Origin of the sequence: Streptomyces sp. NPDC002888, assembly GCF_042888465.1 — a bacterium.
Lineage (GTDB): Bacteria > Actinomycetota > Actinomycetes > Streptomycetales > Streptomycetaceae > Streptomyces.
Window position 1 is genome coordinate 330,739 of the sequence record NZ_JBIAPU010000002.1, and the last position, 19,183, is coordinate 349,921.

At 71.4% G+C, this 19,183-nt stretch carries 18 protein-coding genes; 10 read left to right on the forward strand and 8 right to left on the reverse strand.

Translation table 11 applies throughout. From position 1 onward, the window contains the following. Nucleotides 1–337 precede the first annotated feature (337 nt). From ACFYWX_RS04480 to ACFYWX_RS04505, 6 genes are all read left to right on the forward strand, one after another. Entirely contained in the window at nucleotides 338–1,255 is a 918-nt protein-coding gene (locus ACFYWX_RS04480) for an alpha/beta hydrolase (RefSeq protein ID WP_389422645.1), read from the forward strand. Continuing rightward, entirely contained in the window at nucleotides 1,248–2,459 is a 1,212-nt protein-coding gene (locus ACFYWX_RS04485; RefSeq protein WP_389422451.1) for an acyltransferase, read from the forward strand. Before ACFYWX_RS04480 ends, ACFYWX_RS04485 begins: the two co-directional genes overlap by 8 nt. Before the next feature lie 9 nt (nucleotides 2,460–2,468). Then, nucleotides 2,469–3,857 (forward strand): sensor histidine kinase, encoded by a 1,389-nt coding sequence (locus ACFYWX_RS04490; RefSeq protein WP_389422452.1) that lies wholly within the window; start codon nucleotides 2,469–2,471, stop codon nucleotides 3,855–3,857. Beyond that, a complete protein-coding gene (locus ACFYWX_RS04495) occupies nucleotides 3,854–4,528 on the forward strand; it encodes a response regulator (protein ID WP_389422453.1) in 675 nt (224 codons plus the stop codon). Before ACFYWX_RS04490 ends, ACFYWX_RS04495 begins: the two co-directional genes overlap by 4 nt. Before the next feature lie 100 nt (nucleotides 4,529–4,628). Then, nucleotides 4,629–5,969, forward strand: coding sequence for a sensor histidine kinase (locus tag ACFYWX_RS04500; RefSeq protein ID WP_389422454.1), 1,341 nt, complete (start codon nucleotides 4,629–4,631; stop codon nucleotides 5,967–5,969). After that, nucleotides 5,966–6,631 (forward strand): response regulator, encoded by a 666-nt coding sequence (locus tag ACFYWX_RS04505; RefSeq protein ID WP_389422455.1) that lies wholly within the window; start codon nucleotides 5,966–5,968, stop codon nucleotides 6,629–6,631. The genes ACFYWX_RS04500 and ACFYWX_RS04505 overlap by 4 nt, the downstream gene beginning before the upstream one ends. 9 nt (nucleotides 6,632–6,640) lie before the next feature. Here the strand turns inward: ACFYWX_RS04505 and ACFYWX_RS04510 are convergent, their stop codons facing one another. Next, nucleotides 6,641–7,810, reverse strand: a complete 1,170-nt coding sequence (locus ACFYWX_RS04510) for a serine hydrolase domain-containing protein (RefSeq protein ID WP_389422456.1) — start codon at nucleotides 7,808–7,810, stop codon at nucleotides 6,641–6,643. A 174-nt stretch (nucleotides 7,811–7,984) separates the two neighbouring features. Further along, complete coding sequence (locus ACFYWX_RS04515; RefSeq protein WP_389422457.1) at nucleotides 7,985–8,500, reverse strand: GbsR/MarR family transcriptional regulator; 516 nt, start codon at nucleotides 8,498–8,500, stop codon at nucleotides 7,985–7,987. Between the two features lie 73 nt (nucleotides 8,501–8,573). Between ACFYWX_RS04515 and ACFYWX_RS04520 the strand changes: the two genes are divergently transcribed. The 3 genes from ACFYWX_RS04520 (at nucleotide 8,574) to ACFYWX_RS04530 (ending at nucleotide 11,419) form a co-directional block, all read left to right on the forward strand. Next, on the forward strand, nucleotides 8,574–9,470 hold the full coding sequence (locus ACFYWX_RS04520; protein ID WP_389422458.1) for an ATP-binding cassette domain-containing protein: 897 nt from the start codon (nucleotides 8,574–8,576) through the stop codon (nucleotides 9,468–9,470). Continuing rightward, nucleotides 9,467–11,083, forward strand: coding sequence for an ABC transporter permease (locus ACFYWX_RS04525; protein WP_389422459.1), 1,617 nt, complete (start codon nucleotides 9,467–9,469; stop codon nucleotides 11,081–11,083). Before ACFYWX_RS04520 ends, ACFYWX_RS04525 begins: the two co-directional genes overlap by 4 nt. Nucleotides 11,084–11,224: 141 nt before the next feature. Then, the gene (locus tag ACFYWX_RS04530; protein WP_389422460.1) at nucleotides 11,225–11,419 is read left to right on the forward strand and encodes a hypothetical protein; all 195 of its coding nucleotides are present in this window, start codon (nucleotides 11,225–11,227) and stop codon (nucleotides 11,417–11,419) included. Here ACFYWX_RS04530 and ACFYWX_RS04535 read toward each other — a convergent pair. The 3 genes from ACFYWX_RS04535 to ACFYWX_RS04545 form a co-directional block, all read right to left on the reverse strand. After that, nucleotides 11,403–12,605, reverse strand: a complete 1,203-nt coding sequence (locus ACFYWX_RS04535) for a cytochrome P450 (protein WP_389422461.1) — start codon at nucleotides 12,603–12,605, stop codon at nucleotides 11,403–11,405. The genes ACFYWX_RS04530 and ACFYWX_RS04535 overlap by 17 nt on opposite strands. 71 nt (nucleotides 12,606–12,676) lie before the next feature. Next, nucleotides 12,677–13,093 (reverse strand): DUF6086 family protein, encoded by a 417-nt coding sequence (locus ACFYWX_RS04540; RefSeq protein WP_389422462.1) that lies wholly within the window; start codon nucleotides 13,091–13,093, stop codon nucleotides 12,677–12,679. Nucleotides 13,094–13,162: 69 nt separating this feature from the next. Continuing rightward, nucleotides 13,163–14,026: a diacylglycerol kinase family protein gene (locus tag ACFYWX_RS04545; protein WP_389422463.1), complete on the reverse strand. Its 864-nt coding sequence runs from the start codon at nucleotides 14,024–14,026 to the stop codon at nucleotides 13,163–13,165. A gap of 186 nt (nucleotides 14,027–14,212) precedes the next feature. Between ACFYWX_RS04545 and ACFYWX_RS04550 the strand changes: the two genes are divergently transcribed. Then, nucleotides 14,213–15,496, forward strand: coding sequence for an adenylosuccinate synthase (locus ACFYWX_RS04550; protein ID WP_389422464.1), 1,284 nt, complete (start codon nucleotides 14,213–14,215; stop codon nucleotides 15,494–15,496). A gap of 66 nt (nucleotides 15,497–15,562) precedes the next feature. Here the strand turns inward: ACFYWX_RS04550 and ACFYWX_RS04555 are convergent, their stop codons facing one another. The 3 genes from ACFYWX_RS04555 to ACFYWX_RS04565 all read right to left on the reverse strand — a co-directional run bounded on the left by ACFYWX_RS04555 (nucleotide 15,563) and on the right by ACFYWX_RS04565 (nucleotide 19,182). Continuing rightward, nucleotides 15,563–17,302, reverse strand: a complete 1,740-nt coding sequence (locus ACFYWX_RS04555; RefSeq protein WP_389422465.1) for an RICIN domain-containing protein — start codon at nucleotides 17,300–17,302, stop codon at nucleotides 15,563–15,565. A gap of 102 nt (nucleotides 17,303–17,404) precedes the next feature. Continuing rightward, entirely contained in the window at nucleotides 17,405–18,166 is a 762-nt protein-coding gene (locus tag ACFYWX_RS04560; RefSeq protein WP_389422646.1) for a carbohydrate ABC transporter permease, read from the reverse strand. Nucleotides 18,167–18,213: 47 nt separating this feature from the next. Then, nucleotides 18,214–19,182, reverse strand: coding sequence for a carbohydrate ABC transporter permease (locus ACFYWX_RS04565; RefSeq protein WP_389422466.1), 969 nt, complete (start codon nucleotides 19,180–19,182; stop codon nucleotides 18,214–18,216). Nucleotide 19,183 lies beyond the last annotated feature (1 nt).

Genomic DNA, 19,183 nt, shown 5'->3' on the forward strand with positions numbered 1-19,183 from the left:
CACCCGGCAAGCGTCGGCGAGCGGCTCCTCCGCGGAGCGCGGCAGCACCCGGCAAGCGTCGGCGAGCGGCTCCTCCGCGGAGCGCGGCAGCACCCGGCAAGCGTCGGCGAGCGGCTCCTCCGCGGAGCGCGGCAGCACCCGCCAAGCACCGGCGAGCGACGCCGCCGCGAAGCGCGGCACCACCCGCCAAGCACCGCCGAGCGGCACCGCCGCGAAGCCAGCGCCGGCAAGCGACACCGCCGCGAAGCGCACCGGTACCCACCCCGCACCGCCCAGCGAACCCCCCGTCAAACCCCGCCGCCTCCGCAAGTCGCGTCGAGTCGCACTCGCCGCCCTCATCACCGCCGCCCTGGTCTTCCCCCTCTCCGCCGCCGCGCACCCGGAGATCCCCGCTCCGGCCCCCGCCGTCCTGCCTCCGCCGACCGCGGCGACCCTGCACGACGCGTACGCCGCCAACCGGGCCAACGCCGCGCAGGCGTCCCGTATGGCCGCGGCCCACGGCGACGAGGACCGTGCCGCGGCGGACCGGGCCATGGCCGCCCCCTCCCGCCACCTGCTCACCTTCGACGGCCGAGGCTCCGGCCAGGCCACGGAGGTCCTCGGCGACCTCGCCCGCGCCGACCGCGTCGCGATCCTCGTCCCCGGCTCCGACACCTCTCTCGACGCCTACGGCCGCTTCCGAAGGACGGCGACCTCCCTGCACGCGGAGCTGACCCGCGAGGCCCCCGCGGGCACCCGCACCGCGGTCGTGGCCTGGCTGGGCTACGAGACACCCGGCACGATCAGCGCCACGGTCACGACCACCGGCCGAGCCGAACAAGCCGCCCCACACCTGCGCGAGTTCATCCACACCCTGCGCGGCGTGGTCGGCGACGACGCGAGCATCTCCCTGCTCTGCCACTCCTACGGCTCGGTCGTCTGCGGAAGAGCGTCCAAGCACCTGGACGTCGACGACATCGCCCTCCTCGGCAGCCCCGGCACCGGCGCCGACTCCGCCGCGGCCCTGCACACCCGGGCCCGCGTCTGGGCGGCCCGAGGCGCCGACGACTGGGTGCGGGAGGTCCCGCACGTGAGGGCCGACCTGTTCGGCACCACCGTCGGCTTCGGCACCGACCCGGTCTCCCCGGCGTTCGGCGCCCGCGTCTTCGCCGCCGGCGACGGCGGTCACAGCGACTACTTCGCACCGGGCTCGGCCTGCCTGACCAACCTCGCCCGGATCGTCCTCGGCGACACCTCGGAGGTGACCCGTGCGTGAGACCACCCCGCGCCGCGTCCGTAACGGCATACGACAGGGCGCCGACCGGGTCGACGCCGCCACCCCCGCCGAGCGGGACCGCGCGGTCGACGCATTGCGCGCCTTCGCGATCCTCGGTGTCGTCCTCGGCCACTGGCTGGTGACCGCCCTGGTCGCGGACGGCGCCACGCTGCACACCGCGAGCCCGCTGCAGCACATGCCCTGGCTGGCCCCGATCTCCTGGGCCTTCCAGACGCTCGCCGTGTTCTTCCTGGTGGGCGGCCATGTCGCCACCCGCGGCTACATCTCCGCCCGGGCCCGCGGCACGACGTACGGCGCGTGGCTGGCCGCCCGCCTCTCCCGGCTGCTCAAACCGGTCGCGGCCGTCCTCACCCTGTGGACGGTGACCGCGCTCGCCCTCCTCCTTTCCGGCGTCGAGTACGACACGGTCCGCGCCCTGGTCAAGTTGGCGCTGTCACCCCTGTGGTTCCTCGTGGTCTTCACCGTGCTGACGGCCGCGACCCCACTGCTGACCCGGCTCAACCCGCTGTGGCCGCTGGCCGTCGTCCTCCATGTGGACCTGCTGCGCTTCGGCCTCGGCGGCCCGTCCTGGCTCGGCTCGGTGAACGTGGTGGCGGGCTGGCTGGTGCCCTACGCCCTGGGCGCCGCCTGGACACGGGGCGAGCTGGACCGCCGTCGCGCCGCCTGGCTGCTGCTCACGGGCGGTACGGCGGCGACCGCGGCGCTCGTCGCGTGGGCGGGCTACCCCGCCTCGATGGTCGGGGTCCCGGGCACCGGAATCTCCAACCTGGGCCCGCCGACGCTGGCCGTCGTCACCTTCGGCGTGGCCCAGTGCGGCCTCGCCCTGCTCCTGCGCGACCGCCTGCGGCACGCCCTGCGCAGGCCGGTGGCCTGGGCGGCGGTGGCACTGGTCAACCTCTCCGCCATGACCATCTTCCTCTGGCACCAGACGGCCCTGATGGCCACCACGGCCACGGGACTCCTCGTCGGCCGCCTCCCCGGCCTGCACACCGTCCCCGACGGCCTGGACTGGGTCTGGGCCCGCCTCGCCTGGCTGCCGGTCTTCACCCTCGTCCTCGCCGTGTGCTGGACGGCGTTCCGCCATCACGAGCAGGGTGGGCGTCGGCGTACCGAGCGTCCAGGTCGCTCGCGGGTGGTTCGCGTGCACCGGACGTCCGAACGGGCGAGGGCGCGTCATGTCTAGGGTGGACGTGTGACGGAGACGGGGGTGGAGCGGGTGCTCCGGCGGTACGGCCTGCGCTGGTTGCATGTGCTGCGCGACGACCTGCTCACCGTGAGAGCGGACCCGCTGCCGCCCTCTGTGAGGCTGCGCTGGCTGCCGCACGTCCTGCTGTGCCTGGTCGCGCTCGGAGTCACGTCCGGAGCCGTGGCGCAGCTCACGGACAACGGGGGCGTGGGCATCCAGATCGCCTTCCCGCTCGGCCTCGCTCAGGGCGGTGCGATGGTGCTCGCGCTGAGGAGGCCCGTCCCCGCCTGGTTGCTCACGACGGCGGCCATGATGGTGGGCGCCTTCGAGGTGCGCCGGCACCTGCTGGCCAATGGCGCCCACGACTTCACCTGGCCCTGGACGGCAACCGGGATCATCGCACAGATGGCCGTGCTGCTGTTGCTCGCGCTGCGCGTGCCCACCCGGGTGTCCGCCGAGGCCCTGGGCGTGACCGTGCTCCTCACGTATGTCGTCCAGGGCCTGATGGGCGCCGCCGACTACCAGCCCACAGGGCTGGTCGCGGTCGAGCTCTTCGCGGTGGTCGTGGTGCTCGGCATCGCCCTGCGCGGCCGCCGCGAGGCCCGTGCGGAACTCGTCGAGCAGGCCACGCTCACCGCCGAGGAACGCTCCCGCCGCACCCTGCTGGAGGAGCGCAGCCGGATAGCGCGCGAGCTGCACGACGTAGTGGCCCACCACATGTCCGTCATCTCCATCCAGGCCCAGGTCGCCCCGCACCTCGTCGAGAACCCCTCCGAGGAGCTGAAGGAGAACCTCGCCGGCATCCGGCAGAACGCGCTGGAGGCCCTGACCGAACTGCGCCGGGTCCTGGGCGTGCTGCGCTCGGAGCACCTCGACGTGCCGAAGGCGCTGGAGGGTACCGAGTCCGGGAGCGACGCGGCCCCGCATGCCCCGCAGCCGACCCTCGACCGGCTCGACGCGCTCGTGGAGAACACCCGCGGCGCGGGTCTGTCGGTGACCCTCGAAGTCACCGGCGACCGGCGGACGTTGCCGCCCGGCGTGGAGCTGTCGGCGTACCGGATCGTGCAGGAGGCGCTGAGCAACGTGCTGCGCCACGCGCCCGGCGCGACGGCCCGCGTCCGGGTCGAGCACCACACGTTCGGGTTGAGCCTGATGGTCGTCAACACAAGCCCCACGCGGGCCGCGTCCCCCTCGTCGGGCGCCGGGCACGGGCTGCTCGGCATGCGGGAGCGGGCCGCGATGCTCGGCGGCGGCCTGTGGGCGGGCCCGGAACCGGACGGCGGCTACCAGGTGTCCTCCTTCCTCCCGGCGCAGGTGCCCACCGACGGCCTCGACCACGTGTTCCCGGCCCCCGCGGCCGCTCCGGCCCCCGACCCGAAGGACTCCAGCGCATGACGAGCAGCCCCATCCGTGTCCTCATCGCCGACGACCAGCAGATGGTCCGGCAGGGCTTCACCGTGCTGCTCAACACCCAGCCCGACATCGAGGTGATCGGCCAGGCGGTCCACGGCCTCGACGCCGTCGACAAGGTGGCCGAACTCGCCCCGGACGTCGTCCTCATGGACATCCGCATGCCCGAACTCGGCGGCATCGAGGCCACCCGCCGCATCACCGGCGAGCGCCCGGACATCAAGGTGCTGGTGCTGACCACCTTCGACCTCGACGAGTACGTGTACGACGCGCTGCGCGCCGGCGCGTCCGGTTTCCTGTTGAAGGACGCCTCCGCGGACCAGCTCGCCGAAGCGGTACGGGTGGTGGCCGCCGGCGACGCCCTGCTCGCGCCCGGCATCACCCGACGGCTGATCGCCGAGTTCTCCCGCCTGGGCGACAGACCCCGCGCCCCGCTGAAGGAACGCGTCGGCGGTCTGACCGAGCGGGAGACGGAGGTGCTCGCCCTGATCGCGCAGGGCCTGTCGAACGCGGAGATCGCCGAACGTCTCGTCGTCGCCGAACAGACCGTGAAGACCCATGTGGGCCGCATCCTGGTGAAGCTGGGTCTCCGGGACCGGACACAGGCGGCGGTCTTCGCGTACGAGTCGGGACTGGTGAGGCCGTCCGGCTACTGACGTCGGCCCCGTGGTGGGCCCGTAGTACCTGAGACGGATGCCGCAGGACCCCCCTCACTGGTGACGACCGCTACCACGGTCCCGGCCTACCGTTCTGTATGTGACCGAGACGACCCAGCACCTCAGCTCCCCGGACGGCGGGAGCAGGCCGCGCAGCCCGGAGTTCCGGATGGCGGCGGAAGCCCTGCGCGGGCTGCGGCAGGACCTGTTCCACGACGCCTTCGCCTACGACCCGCTGCCACGCATGCGAGTCGACGGCCCGCTGACCAGGCTGCTGCCCCCGCGCATACGGAGGCACGCGGTCTGGACGCCGCACGCCCTGGTGGCGCTCGCCGGCCTGCTGTCCATGACCATCGCGGGCGAGAGTGCCGGTGACGACATCGCCGTGGTCGTGAGCGCCCTCCTCGCGATCGGCCCGATCCTGCTGGCCATGCTGCGTCCCGTCGGCGCGTTCTGGTTCTCCATGGTGGCCACCCCGATCGCCACGACGTTCGGCTACGGCTGGGACGAGTGGCCGTGGCGGCCCGGCAGCTTCGCCTCCCACCTGGTCGTGCTGACGGTCGTGGCGCTGCGCACCAGGCCCCGCGTGGCGGCCTGGATGTGGGCACTGACCGCGGCGTACGGCATCCTCGTCGAGCCCTTCTTCGGCTCGGAGTACTGGTCGTCGAACACCGGCCCCATGCTGGTCTGCTCCGCCGTCCTGCTGCTCGGCGTCACTGTCTGGCACATACGCCGGGAGGCCAAGCAGGAGGTGACCGCCCAGCAGACGGTGACCGCGCACGAGCGGTCCCGGCGCACGCTGCTGGAGGAGCGCACGACGATCGCCCGCGAGCTGCACGACGTGGTGGCCCACCACATGTCGGTCGTCGCCATCCAGGCGGAGGCCGCGCCCTACCGGGTGGAGAACCCGCCGCCGGAGCTGGAGCGCGCCTTCGCCACCATCCGGGAGAACGCGGTGGCGGCCCTGACCGAACTGCGCCGCGTCCTCGGCGTGGTCCGCGCCGAGGACTACGAGGCCCCCGACGCCCCGCAGCCCACCCTCGCCGACCTGGGGGCACTCCTCGACAACGTCCGCGACGCCGGCCTGAGCGTCGACAAGGCCATCACCGGCGCGGTCCGTGAACTCCCGCAGGGCGTCGAACTGTCGGCGTACCGAATAGTCCAGGAGGCGCTGAGCAACACCCTCCGGCACGCCCCCGGCGCGAGCGCCCGCGTGGAGATCGGCTACGTCCTCGGCGGCCTCGGCCTGCGCATCGTCAACGACGCGCCCCCGGAGCTCTCCCTGCTCAAGCCCTCACCCGGCGCCGGCCACGGCATCACCGGAATGCGGGAGCGTGTGTCGATGCTGAACGGCGAGATGACGGCGGGCCCCACGGACGACGGGGGCTACGAGGTGACGGTGTTCCTGCCGGTCGCCATGGTGAGCGAGGACGAGGTATGACCATCCGCGTACTGATCGCGGACGACCAGATGATGGTCCGCGAGGGCTTCTCCGTCCTCCTGAACGCGATGCCGGACATCGAGGTCGTGGGCGAGGCGGTCAACGGCCGAGAAGCCGTCGACCGGGTCCGCGACCTCACCCCCGACGTGGTCCTGATGGACATCCGCATGCCGGAGCTGAACGGCATCGAGGCGACACGCGAGATCGTCGCCGCCGACGGCACCGCGAAGGTCCTGGTCCTGACCACCTTCGACCTCGACGAATACGTCTACCAGGCCCTGCGCGCCGGTGCCTCCGGCTTCCTCCTGAAGGACGCCTCGGCCCGCCAACTCGCGGACGGTGTCAGGGTGGTGGCCGCGGGCGAGGCGCTCCTGGCCCCCTCCGTCACGAAGCGCCTGATCACGGAGTTCTCCAAGCTCTCCGACACCGCTCGCATCCCCGCCACCGCCCAGGCGGCCTACGGCGACCTCACCGAACGCGAGACAGAGGTCCTCGTCCTCATCGCCCAGGGCCTGTCCAACGCGGAGATCGCCGAACGCCTGGTGGTGGCCGAGTCCACGATCAAGACCCATGTGAGCAGGGTCCTGGTGAAACTCGGCCTCCGAGACCGCACCCAGGCAGCGGTCTTCGCCTACGAGGCCCGCCTGGTGAGGCCGGGCTAACAGGACACTTCAGCCGGCGTCGGCGAAGGCGGAGTTGACGACGGCCATGACGTAGGGCCGTTCGGAGGCGGCGCCGGTGGGGTTGAGGGAGTAGGCGACGCGGCGTCTCAGGTCGCGGGTGGCGAAGACGCCATTGGTCCACCCGGGCCGGGAGCCGGTCTTGCCCCACACGGTGACGCCGTTGTCGAGGGTGACCCGCATCAGGCCGCCGACGCTGAAGCAGCTCGTTCCGTTGATGCAGTTCGTGTTGGTCGGCGCGCTGGGCACATCGGGCACCGTGAACACCAGCTTCTGCTGGGCGGGCGGGAGGAGCCGGCCCCGGAACAGGGCGGTCGTGAACCGGTCCAGATCAGCGGCCGTGGAGATCATTCCGCCCTCGGCCCAGGCCCAGGGGCTCTGCTCGGTCACCTCGTCCGTACCGACGTGTACGCGAGCGTGCGGTGCGGGGACGGACATGTCGTCCGGGGCGGGGAGGCTGGTGTCGCGCAGCCCCAGCGGTCGGATGAGACGGCGGGTGAGTTCGTCCTTGAAGGTTCGACCGGTCACCTTCTCGACCAGGAGGCCCGCGACGAACGTGTTGACGCCGTTGTACTGCTGCACACTGCCGGGCTCGGTCGGCTGCCCCGCTCCCTGGCTCTCGGCGGCCGCGAACGCGCCTCGCACCACGTCCTGCGGCGACACGCTCTTCCGCCACCAGCCGGGCCCGTCGGCAGGCCCGGGTATGCCGGCCGGTGCCGGCAGTCCGCTGGTGTGGTCCAGGAGCTGGCGCACGGTGACCGTGCCGTACGCGGCCGGGACGAGGTCGGGCAGGTAGCGCCGGACGGGCGCGTCGATGACGATCCGGTGCTCGGCGGCCAGCTGCAGCACGACCGTGCTGGTGAAGGTCTTCGTCACGCTGCCGATGCGGAAGTGGGCGTCACGGGGCACCTCTCCCGCGGTTCCGGTCCACGGCGTGGCCCGGCCGTCCCCCGCCACCCTGACCAGTGCACCGGCGACCACGCGATCGGGAAGACGGGCGAGCAGCTCCCGCACCGGCGCGCTCTCCCACGAGGCGGCGCCGGCGGACCGCTGCGGGACCGCGGACGCCGTCACCACGGGCACGCAGGCACCGGAGGTGATCACGGCGAGGGCCGCGCCGGTCACCACCAGGCGGCGAAGGGCAGAAGGACAGCGGCGCATCAGATTGCTCCCAAACATGATCGGTGGCCACGAAGCCGAAAACGGTGAACGGCCGCCAACTCTGCCGCTCCTGCTCCCGGTTGCCATCAGTGATCACCCTGGGCTGCCCCCGAGACACCCCTGAAACCTCTGGCGCCGCCTCCCCGGCCGGCCCAGGCCCTACTGGGACAGGCCCTACTGGGACAGACCCGGGCGCTCTCCGAAGATCTGCTCGCGGTGGACGCGCCAGCGCTCCATCATGGCCGAGATCTCGCCGTCGACGAACTCGAAGAAGGCGAGGGTCTCGGCCATGCGGCGGCCCGCGGGGGTGTCGCCGCCGAGGCTGGTGACGCCCTCGCTCAGGGCGGCCTCCCAGCGTTTGAGGACGGTCTCGCGGTTGGCCAGGGCCTCGTACCACTGGTTGCTGTGCACCCGGTAGCGCTCCCGTCGTGAACCGGGCTCGCGCTCGCGGGACACCATGTGCTGCTGGGCCAGGTAGCGGACCGCGCCGGAGACCGCGGCGGGGCTGATCCGTAGCTGTTCGCCCAGCTCGGCGGAGGTCAGCGCGCCCTCGTCGGAGGAGAGGAGCGCGGCGAAGACCCGGGCGGGCATGCGCTGCATCCCCGCCTCGACGAGCTGCGCCGCGAAGGACTCGACGAATCTGGACACGGCCTCCGCGTCCCGGCCGTTGTCCCGCCCGCTCTCGCTCATGGCCTCATCCTAACGGCGATTCACTCTCTTCCTTAACTTCACAAATTTCTGAAAGAAGCGTACGTTCTGAAGCATGACGAAGGCCATCACGATGTCGGGGCTGCACAAGTCCTTCGGCCGTACCCACGCGCTCGACGGGCTCGACCTGGAGGTCGGGGTGGGCGAGGTGCACGGCTTCCTCGGCCCGAACGGCGCCGGCAAGTCCACCGCCATCCGCGTCCTGCTCGGCCTGCTGCGCGCCGACTCGGGCGCCGCCCAGATCCTCGGCCGCGACCCGTGGAAGGACGCGGTGGAGATCCACCGCAGGATCGCGTACGTCCCCGGCGACGTGACGCTGTGGCGCAACCTCTCCGGCGGCGAGGTCATCGACCTGTACGGCAGACTGCGCGGAGGCCTGGACACGCGGCGCCGCGCCGAGCTGATCGAGCGCTTCGAGCTGGACCCCACGAAGAAGGGCCGGACGTACTCGAAGGGCAACCGGCAGAAGGTCGCCCTCGTCGCCGCCTTCGCCTCGGACGTGGACCTGCTGATCCTGGACGAGCCCACCTCGGGTCTGGACCCGCTGATGGAGGAGGTCTTCCAGCGCTGCGTGACGCAGGAGCGGGAACGGGGGCGGACCGTCCTGCTGTCCTCGCACATCCTCAGCGAGGTCGAGGAACTGTGTGACCGGGTCAGCATCATCCGCAAGGGGCGGACCGTCGAGAGCGGCTCGCTCGCCGACCTGCGCCACCTGACACGGACCAGCGTGACGGCGGAACTGGCCGGACCGCCCAACGGGTTGGCCCGGCTCCCGGGGGTGCACGACGTCGAGGTCCAGGGCCGGCGCGTCCGGCTCCAGGTCGAAACGGACCAACTGAACGCTGTACTGCGCTCGTTGAGCGAGTCGGGCGTACGGTCGCTGACCTCGAAGCCGCCGACGCTGGAGGAGTTGTTCCTGCGGCACTACCAGGACGAGGTGGGGGCGCGATGACCACCTTCGCACCGCAACTCGTCGGCACCGGGACGCTGTTGCGTTTCGCCCTGCGCCGCGACCGGGCGATGATCCCGGTCTGGGTGGGGGTGAACGCCTTGATGGTCCTCTCCATGCCGAACAGCCTGAAGGGTCTGTACGCAACGGCCGCAGAGCGCGCCGACCTGATGGAGCAGATGGCGGCCAACTCCTCGCTGCGCGCCCTGGTCGGGCCCGTCTTCGACGACTCCCTCGGCGCCCTCACCGCCTGGCGCGTCGGCGTCTACGCGGGCGCGCTCGCGGCGGTGACGAGCCTCCTCATCGTCGTACGGCACACCCGGGACGAGGAGGAGAGCGGCCGTCAGGAGCTCATCGCCTCCGGCATGGTGGGCCGCCGGGCCTCCCTGACGTCCGCCCTGCTGGCGGCGGGAGTCGCGAACGCCCTGATCGCGACGCTGGTCACGGGAGGCCTTGCCGGGCAGGGTGCCGTCGGCGCCCTGGCCTTCGGGCTCGGTCTCGCGGCCGTCGGGATGCTCTTCGCCACGATGGCGGCGATCGCCGCGCAGCTCACCGAGAGCGCGCGCCTCGCCCGGGGTCTCACCTCGGCGGTCCTCGGTGCGGCCTTCGTCCTGCGCGCGGCGGGCGACTCGGCGACGGACGACGGCTCGTCGCTGCTGACGTGGCTGTCGCCGCTCGGCTGGCTGGAGAACCTGCGGCCGTACGCGGACGAACGCTGGTGGGTGCTGCTGCTGTTCGTCGCGGCGGCGACGGCACAGGCGGCCGTGGCGTACGCACTGGCCGGGCGCCGGGACGTGGGCATGAGCTTCCTGCCCACCCTCCCCCACTCTCGGCTCCGCTCGAGCGGGGGGACCCCCATCGGCCCCGCGACCGGCCGCCTCGGCTCGGCGGGCGCGCTGGCCTGGCGGCTGCAGCGGGGCAGTGTGCTCGGCTGGAGCGTCGGCTTCCTCCTCGCCGGGGTCGTCTACGGCGGGATGACCGACGGGGCGGCCGACCTGGTCGGCGACAACGAGCGGGCCCGGGAGATCTTCGAGCGCATGGGCGGACAGGGCGGCCTCACGGACGCGTTCCTCGCCTCGATGGTCGGGATGCTCGGGCTGGTGGCCGCGCTGTACGTGGTGGCGTCGGTCCTGCGCCTGCACGGCGAGGAGACCTCGGGCCGGGCGGAGCCGGTGCTGGCGAACGCGGTGGGCCGACTGCGGTGGGCGGCCGGCCATCTGGTGATCGCCTTCGGCGGGGCCGCCCTGATCATGCTGCTCGCCGGACTGGGCTTCGCGATCGGATACGGGAAGGAGGCCGGGCCGATCCTCGGGGCGTGCCTGGTGCAGTTGCCGGCGATCTGGGTGGTCGGGGGACTGGCGGTCCTGCTGCACGGCGTGGCGCCCCGGGCGGCGATGGGCGCCTGGGGCGTGGCGGGCGCTGTGCTCCTGCTCGGCTGGGTCGGCCCCGCGCTGGATGCTCCGCAGGCGCTGCTGGATCTGTCGCCGTTCGGGCATCTGCCGAAGTTGCCGGGCGGGGACATGGCCTGGGGGCCGGTGCTGGTGCTGACGGGGTTGGCGGTGGTGCTGGTGGCCGGGGGCCTGGCGGGGTTGAGGCGCAGGGACGTGACGACGTGATCGTCGGCTGATGCCGGGGGTGGGCCGCGCAGCCCGGGCGGCCGGTTGCGCGGCCCACGGCCTGCCGGGTGGGAACCCCGCGGTGGCCGCGGGGCGTCCTTCTCGGGCGTGGGACAACGTGTGCAGGCCGCAGCCGGGTGTATGAGCGCCGCCCTCGGAGCCGGGGCGGGGCTTGCCGTGTGGACCGTCAGGGCGCGCGGGCGGGTGTGGCGCTTCGAACAGGGCCCGGACTGGAGCCTGCTCTACGCCGAACTGCCCCTGGCCCTCCTCGGCGGCACCGTCGCCGGCCTCGCGCTGTGGGCCCTCGTCCATGCCGTCGTCAGAGCGCGACGCTGAGCCCCTCCAACCCGCGGATCACGAAGTTCGGCTTGCGCCGCGGCTCCGCCGCCAGGGCCATGGTCGGGGCCTTCTCCAGCAGCGCCGTCATCGAGGCGGCCAGCTCGATACGGGCCAGGGGTGCGCCGATGCAGTAGTGGATACCGGCGCTGAAGGAGATGTGGGGGTTGTCCTTGCGGGAGAGGTCAAGCCGCTCGGGGGCCTCGAAGACCTCGGGGTCGTGGTTGGCGGAGCCGAAGAGCATGGCGATCTCCGCGCCCCGGGGGATGACGGTGCCGTCGATCTCGATGTCGTCCAGGACCCAGCGTTCGAAGAGCTGCAGCGGGGTGTCGTAGCGCATCAGCTCCTCGACGGCGGTCGGGACGAGGGAGTGGTCGGCGCGCAGGGCGGCGAGCTGGCCGGGGTTGCGGAACAGGGCCCACCAGCCGTTCACCGTCGCGTTGACCGTCGCCTCGTGGCCGGCGTTCAGGAGCAGGACGGCGGTGGAGATCATCTCCTGCTCGGTGAGCCGGTCGCCCTCGTCGTGCGCCTCGATCAGCCCCGAGACGAGGTCGTCGCCGGGCTCCTTGCGGCGGACGGCGATCAGCTCCGTCAGGTACTCCGAGAACTCCACGGACGCCCTGACCGCCTTCGCGGCGGTCTCCTCCGAGGGGTTCAGCTCGTACATCCCGCAGATGTCGGCCGACCAGGGCCGCAGCTGCGGACGGTCAGCCTCCGGGATGCCCAGCATCTCGGCGATCACCGCGACGGGCAGTGGCTCGGCGACATCCGTCAGCAGATCACCCCCGCCCGCCCCGACGAGTCCGTCCACCAGTTCGTTCGCCAGTCCGTGCACATACGGCTTGAGCCGCTCCACCGTGCGCGGCGTGAACGCCTTCGACACCAGGCGCCGGATGCGCGTGTGGTCCGGCGGCTCCAGGTCGAGCATCCCGTGGTCGTTCAGCGTGTGAAACGGCTCGTGCTCCGCCGGCGGCGCCGTCCGCCCGAAGTCCTCGTGCGTGAACCGGTGCTGATACGTCCGCCCCAGCCGCCGCTCCCGCAGCAGCGCCGACACATCGGCGTGGTGCGGCACGAGCCACTGGTCGGTCGGCTCATAGCGGATCACGCGGCCCTGGGCGCGCAGCTCTGCATAGGCGGGGTACGGGTCGGCGACGAACGCCGGGTCCCAGGGATCGAAGGCTGCCATGGACGGACGCTAGCCCGCCGGACCCCTCGCTGACCAGGGGCATCCTTCGGCCGGAGCTCTCCGGACCGGTCCTAGCGGGCCATCGACCGGTCCAGCTCCCGGGCCCTTTCCCTCGCCAGGCCCACCCAGTCCTGCCGAGGGGGCGCCGGCACCTGGATGTCCCTCTGGCCCTCCAGCCCCACACGGGGTTCCGGCCAGCACACCTCGACACCGGCGCGCTCCGCGAGGGCCACCGCGGTGCCGATGAAACCGGCGGTCAGGGCGTCGACGATCTCGTGCCGCGTCCGGTCGCGCCACTCCAGCAGGGCGTTCACGAACGCCTCGTAGGCGACGGGATCGACTTGGCACTCGTCGTTCTCCATCGGCCCGATCCCCGTCGGCATCCCCAGCTCGTCCTCGTACACGCGCACGTGCAACAGGAACAGCCGGGCCGCCCCGTTGGACGGGTTCCACAGGGTCTGGTCTCCCAGGTCGAAGTACTGGCTCATGGCTGCCCCTCCCGGCTCGCGATCAAGAGCGGGCAGGTTGACCACACCGCTCACCCGGCGACAGCGAATTCACGACACCACCGGCACCGTCAGCCCCCACGCGTCCTCCCACACCGTCCACGTGCGTCTGCGTACCGGCCCCGACACCACCGCATCCGCCCGGTACCGGAAGTCCGCGCCCGACACGGTGACGGTGCGCCCCGCGGCCCGCAGCGGCGACGCCTCCGCGCCCACCGAGACCGGCCGCACCTCGACCGCGGCGGCCCCGGCGCCCTCCGCCGACACGGACACCGCCGCGACCGGCTGGTCCAGGTCCACCAGCGTCACCCCGTCGACCTCCACCCGCAGCCGGGCAGGCCCGGGGCCGGGCGCGGAGGGCTCCCGGGCGGGGCGCGCCGGCACCAGCGTCCGTACGAGGGACTGGCACGTGCGCAGCCACGGCCGCGCCGACATCCCCGGCCCGACCGGCTCGGCGCCCTCCTCCGCGTGGATCGGCGGTATCCGCAACGCGTCGAGGACCACCCCGTCGCTGTCGTCGACGAGCAGGTCCATCCGCCGCTCGACCCCGTCGAGGACCGCCCGCGCCGCAGCCACCGTCCCCGTCGGCACCCCCAGCGCCGCCGCCAGCGACAGCCCGCCCCCCACCGGCACCATCGACAGCACACATCCGGCCAGCTCCCGGCGCCGGTGCAGCACGGACACCGCCCGCAGCAGCGCCCGGTCGTCCCCGACGACCACCGGCCGCCGCGAGCCGCGCCGTGCCAGTGCCCGGGCGAATTCCTCCGGACCGTCCGGCAGACACACTTTGGTGGTCGCACCGGCGCTGAGCACGTCTTTCGCGATCCGTACGGCCTCCCCGTCCGCCCTTCGGGCAGTCGGATCGATGACGACCAGCAGCTGATCGGAAGTCGCGAAAGTCGCCACCTCGGCCATGCCTCGCTTCCTCGGGTAGCATCTTTGTGCAAGAGCCCCTTGCGCTATTGCGCCAGGGGCTTCGTCTATTCCGGGGCATCCGGTCCGACGGGTTGCGGCCAACGAAGGTCGCTGGTGTACCAGGCATGTCCGTGCCATGTCCACCTCTGACCTTGGACATGCCCCGCCCGGAAGGGGTGTACGCGCGTGCCCGCACTTGTGCTGCTCGGTGCTCAGTGGGGTGACGAAGGCAAGGGAAAGGCGACCGACCTGCTCGGTGGCTCGGTGGATTACGTAGTGCGGTACCAGGGCGGCAACAACGCCGGCCACACGGTCGTCGTCGGCGACCAGAAGTACGCTCTCCACCTTCTCCCTTCCGGAATCCTGTCCCCCGGCTGCACGCCGGTCATCGGCAACGGTGTCGTCGTCGACCCGTCGGTCCTGTTCTCCGAGCTGAACGGGCTGAACGAGCGAGGCGTCGACACGTCCAAGCTCCTGATCAGCGGTAACGCTCATATCATCACGCCGTACAACGTCACCGTCGACAAGGTGACGGAACGCTTCCTCGGCAAGCGGAAGATCGGGACCACCGGGCGCGGCATCGGGCCGACGTACGCGGACAAGATCAACCGTGTGGGCATCCGCGTCCAGGACCTCTACGACGAGTCGATCCTGACGCAGAAGGTCGAGGCGGCCCTCGACGCCAAGAACCAGATCCTCACCAAGCTCTACAACCGGCGCGCGATCGCCGTCGACCAGGTGGTCGAGGAGCTGCTGACCTACGCCGACAAGCTCGCGCCGTACGTCGCCGACACCGTCCTGGTCCTCAACCAGGCGCTGGAGGAGGACAAGGTCGTCCTGTTCGAGGGCGGCCAGGGCACGCTGCTCGACATCGACCACGGCACGTACCCCTTCGTCACCTCGTCGAACCCGACCGCGGGCGGCGCCTGCACCGGCGCCGGCGTCGGCCCGACGAAGATCAGCCGGGTCATCGGCATCCTCAAGGCGTACACGACCCGTGTCGGCGCCGGCCCGTTCCCGACCGAGCTCTTCGACGCGGACGGCGAGGCACTGCGCCGCATCGGCCACGAGAAGGGCGTGACCACCGGCCGCGACCGCCGCTGCGGCTGGTTCGACGCGGTGATCGCCCGCTACGCCACCCGCGTGAACGGCCTGACGGACTTCTTCCTCACCAAGCTGGACGTCCTGACCGGCTGGGAGCAGATCCCCGTCTGCGTCGCCTACGAGATCGACGGCAAGCGCGTCGAGGAGCTCCCGTACTCCCAGACGGACTTCCACCACGCCAAGCCCGTCTACGAGAACCTCCCGGGCTGGTCCGAGGACATCACCAAGGCGAAGTCGTTCTCCGACCTGCCGAAGAACGCCCAGAACTACGTCAAGGCGCTGGAGGAGATGTCCGGCGCCCCGATCTCCGCGATCGGCGTGGGCCCGGGCCGGGACGAGACGATCGAGATCAACTCGTTCATCTAGGCTCAGGACATGCCTGTGCCCCTGGCCGCCGACATCGGCCAGGGGCACAGGTGCCTCATCGGAGGGTCAGCGCGCCGTCAGCTTCCACAGGTGGTCCGCGGTGCCGTTGTCGGACCACTGCAGGACCTGGGCGCCGGAGGACGTGCTCATCTGGTCCACGCCGAGCAGGCGCCCGCTGTTGTAGTTGGCGATCTTGTAGTAGCCGTCGCGGGCCGGGATGACCTGCCAGAGGTGGTCGGCGGTGCCGTTGTCACCCCAGATCAGGGCGGTGTTGCCGTCGGCGGTGCCCATGTTGTTGATGCCGAGCACCAGACCGCTCTTCTGGTTGACGATCTTGTACAGGCCCGAGCCGGCCGCCACCAGCGTCCAGTTCTGGTCCGTTCCGGTGGTGGACGTGGCCTGGACGACCGAGGTGCCCTGAGCGGTGCCCGCGTTGAGGGTGTCCAGGGCGAGAGAGCTGTTCTTGTTGGTGACCTGGTAGCGCCCGGCCAGCGAGGTGTTGGTGCCGCTCGGGGTGACGACCAGGTGGTAGCCGTCGGAGGCGTTCATCGTCACCGGCACGGTGATGGAGCCGCCCGAGACGGTGTAGTCGGCGTCGGAGATGGTGATCGGGCCGGGGGAGGCGGTCGTACGGCCCGTGTGCGGGCTGTACTCCAGCTTCACGTGCACCGTGCTGCCGAAGGCCGACAGGGACGACAGGCCGTTGACCTGCACGGCGCAGGAGCCGGTGCAGCCGCCGGCGATGACGCTGATCTGGTTGCCCGCGCTGTTGCGGGAGGCGAGACCGTCGATACCGGTCTGTGCGGGAGGCGTGGTGGGGACCATGTTCCCGGACATGTCGCCGTACCACTTGTACGTCCAGTAGGACCCGTTGGGTGATCCGCCGGTGTCGGTCAGGGTGTCGCCGAGGGTGCCGTAGTGGTTCCAGAAGGCCAGCTCGGCATCGCGCACGCCGGTGCGCTCGAACTTCGCGGCGTAGCCGATGAGGGCGCCGGAGTTGCCCATCTCGTCGGGCGTGCCGTACTCCTCGATGGAGATCGGCCGCGGGCTGATGCCGAGGCTCGACTCCAGCGCGCGGTACGCCGAGACGTGCGCGGCGATGTTGCTGCTGCCCTGGAGCTCGTGCCAGGCGATGACGTCGGGGACGGTGCCGCTGGCCTTGGCGTCGGTGAGGAACGAGCTCATCCAGGACTGGTTCCAGGCCGAGTAGCTCGGGCCCTGGATCGGGGTCGTGGTGTCCTTCGTGCGCACCTCCTTGAACGTGCGCGCCCACCCCGCGTTGAAGGCACCGGCGTTGGTGGTGTCCCAGGTCCAGTCGGGCTCGTTCCACAGCTCGTACGTGGAGATGTTGGTGGCGCCGGAGGACTTCACGGAGGCGACCTGCTTGTCGACGGCGGACAGCCAGTCGCTCCAGCTCACCCACTTGTAGGGGAAGTTGGGGTACCAGTCCGGCATCCGTACGACCACCTTGGCACCGGCCCGGGCCGCCTTCGGCGCGACGACCAGCGCGTCACCGGCGGGGGAGGGCTCGCCGTTGGGCAGCTGGGAGCCGCCCGGGGCCATCTGCACGAACGTGTTCGGCTTGAGCGCGTTGACCACGCTGTCGGCGGGCCTGCTGTTGTCGGCGAGGCCGTAGAGGCTGCCGGTGCCGACGTGCGTGACCGAGCGCAGGGTCTGGTTGGCGTTGACCACCAGGGTGGTGGCGGAGGTGGGCACCGCCTCGGCCGGGGCTCCGGTGGCGAGGGCGGCGGTGGCGGCCAGGGCGGCGACGCCCAGGACGGCGGTCAACGGTCTTGTGCGGCTCATGACAGGGGGTTCTCCTCAGAGGGAGGGGATAGGGGGGAGGGGGGTCTTCCGGATCCTGAGTCTCCGGATCCTGAGTCTCCGGATTCTTGGTCTTCCGGATCCTCAGTCCTTCACCGCGCCCGCGGTCACACCCGCGGCCACGTAGCGCTGTGCGAGGACCAGCAGGACTGCCGCGGGGACGGAGGCGACGACGGCGGTGGCCATGATCGCGTTCCACTCCTGGTTGTTGTTGCCGATGTACTTGTAGATGCCGAGGGTGATCGGCCTCAGGTCGCCGCCGCCGTCGAGGGTGTTGGCGAAGACGAAGTCGGACCAGGCCCACAGGAAGCTGAAGAGCGAGACGGTGACGAGCGCGTTGCGGCTCACCGGCAGCACGACCGACCAGAAGGTGCGGAAGGTGCCCGCGCCGTCGATGCGGGAGGCGGCGATCAGTTCACCGGGGATGCCCGACATGAACGCCGTGAAGATCATGACGCCGAACGGCACGGCGATCGTGGAGTCGGCGATGATCAGGCCCCACCAGGAGTTCAGCAGGCCCAGGTCGAGGAAGATGCCGTAGAAGCCCATCGCCATGACGATCCCGGGGATCATCTGGGCGATCAGCAGCACCAGGCCGAGGGCACCGCCGCCGAGCGGGCGCAGTTTCGCCAGGGAGTAGCCGGCCGGGGCGGCGAGGAGCAGGGTGAGCGCGACCGTGCCGAGGCCGATGAGCAGGCTGGTGCCGAGGTAGGGCAACTGGTCGTCGAGGACGGCCCGGTAGCCCTCGAAGGTCGGGTGCAGCGGCAGCAGGTCGGGCGGGTTCTTGCGCATGTCCTGCTGCGGGGTGAGGGACACGTTGAGCATCCAGTACACCGGGAACAGCATCAGCGCGGTGAGGAGGAGGCCGATGACGGTGTAGCGGCGACGCGACTTCACGCTTCCTGCCTCCTCTGGACGCGGATGTACAGCAGGCCGAAGACGAGGGCGATGAGGATGAGGAGGTTGCCGACCGCGGCGCCCGGACCGAACTTGGGCAGCAGCGTGCCGAACCCGAGCTGGTACGACCAGGTCGCCAGCGTGGAGGAGGCGTCGCCCGGCCCGCCCTTGGTCATGATCCAGATCAGGTCGAACACCTTGAGGGTGTAGACGAGCCCGAGCAGCAGCGTGATCGCCGACACCGGCCGCAGCAGCGGGAAGGTGATCCGGCGGAACACCTGCCAGGCGCTCGCCCCGTCCAGGGCCGCCGCCTCGTACAGCTCCGGCGGGATGTTCTGCAGCCCGCTGTAGAGGATGACCAGGTTGAACGGGATGCCGATCCAGATGTTGGCGACGATCACCGAGGTCAGCGCCCAGTCCGGCGAGGTGAGCCAGCCGACGGCATCCACCCCGAAGAAGTGCAGGAAGTAGTTCACCACCCCCGACTCGCTGTTGAACATCCACGACCACGTCGACGCCGACACGATCAGCGGCAGCAGCCACGGGATCAGGAACAGCGCCCGCAGCGTGGGGGCGAGCCGGAAGTGCCGGTTGAAGAAGACGGCGAGGGCGAGACCGATGACGTACTGGAAGGCGATGGACACGAAGGTGAAGACCATCGTGTGGCGCAGCGCCGGACCGAACGTCGGGTCGTCGAGGATCTTCTGGAAGTTGTCCCAGCCGGAGAAGGGCGCGTCCCCCGCCACGAACGAGCGCACGGTGTAGTCGCGCAGGCTCAGGTCGAGGTTGCGGTAGAGGGGATAGAGGTAGAAGGCGGCGAGGTAGGCGATCAGCGGGGCGACGAAGGCGAGCGCGGTCAGCCGGCTCCGGCGCCGCTGCCTGCGGTGCAGCAGCGCGGGCGCGGAGCCGGGGGCCTTCGCCACCGCCGACGCCGGCCGCGGCCGGTCGACGCGGGCGATGGTCATG

Excerpts from the sequence above, each read along its gene's own strand:
- ACFYWX_RS04545 (WP_389422463.1), bottom strand. The coding sequence starts at position 14,026 with ATGGCCGAGGTGGCGACTTTCGCGACTTCCGATCAGCTGCTGGTCGTC.
- ACFYWX_RS04565 (WP_389422466.1), bottom strand. The coding sequence starts at position 19,182 with ATGACCATCGCCCGCGTCGACCGGCCGCGGCCGGCGTCGGCGGTGGCG.
- ACFYWX_RS04560 (WP_389422646.1), bottom strand. The coding sequence starts at position 18,166 with ATGCTGTTCCCGGTGTACTGGATGCTCAACGTGTCCCTCACCCCGCAG.
- ACFYWX_RS04505 (WP_389422455.1), top strand. The coding sequence starts at position 5,966 with ATGACCATCCGCGTACTGATCGCGGACGACCAGATGATGGTCCGCGAG.
- ACFYWX_RS04535 (WP_389422461.1), bottom strand. The coding sequence starts at position 12,605 with ATGGCAGCCTTCGATCCCTGGGACCCGGCGTTCGTCGCCGACCCGTAC.
- ACFYWX_RS04515 (WP_389422457.1), bottom strand. The coding sequence starts at position 8,500 with ATGAGCGAGAGCGGGCGGGACAACGGCCGGGACGCGGAGGCCGTGTCC.
- ACFYWX_RS04510 (WP_389422456.1), bottom strand. The coding sequence starts at position 7,810 with ATGCGCCGCTGTCCTTCTGCCCTTCGCCGCCTGGTGGTGACCGGCGCG.
- ACFYWX_RS04525 (WP_389422459.1), top strand. The coding sequence starts at position 9,467 with ATGACCACCTTCGCACCGCAACTCGTCGGCACCGGGACGCTGTTGCGT.
- ACFYWX_RS04520 (WP_389422458.1), top strand. The coding sequence starts at position 8,574 with ATGACGAAGGCCATCACGATGTCGGGGCTGCACAAGTCCTTCGGCCGT.
- ACFYWX_RS04495 (WP_389422453.1), top strand. The coding sequence starts at position 3,854 with ATGACGAGCAGCCCCATCCGTGTCCTCATCGCCGACGACCAGCAGATG.
- ACFYWX_RS04540 (WP_389422462.1), bottom strand. The coding sequence starts at position 13,093 with ATGAGCCAGTACTTCGACCTGGGAGACCAGACCCTGTGGAACCCGTCC.
- ACFYWX_RS04530 (WP_389422460.1), top strand. The coding sequence starts at position 11,225 with ATGAGCGCCGCCCTCGGAGCCGGGGCGGGGCTTGCCGTGTGGACCGTC.
- ACFYWX_RS04555 (WP_389422465.1), bottom strand. The coding sequence starts at position 17,302 with ATGAGCCGCACAAGACCGTTGACCGCCGTCCTGGGCGTCGCCGCCCTG.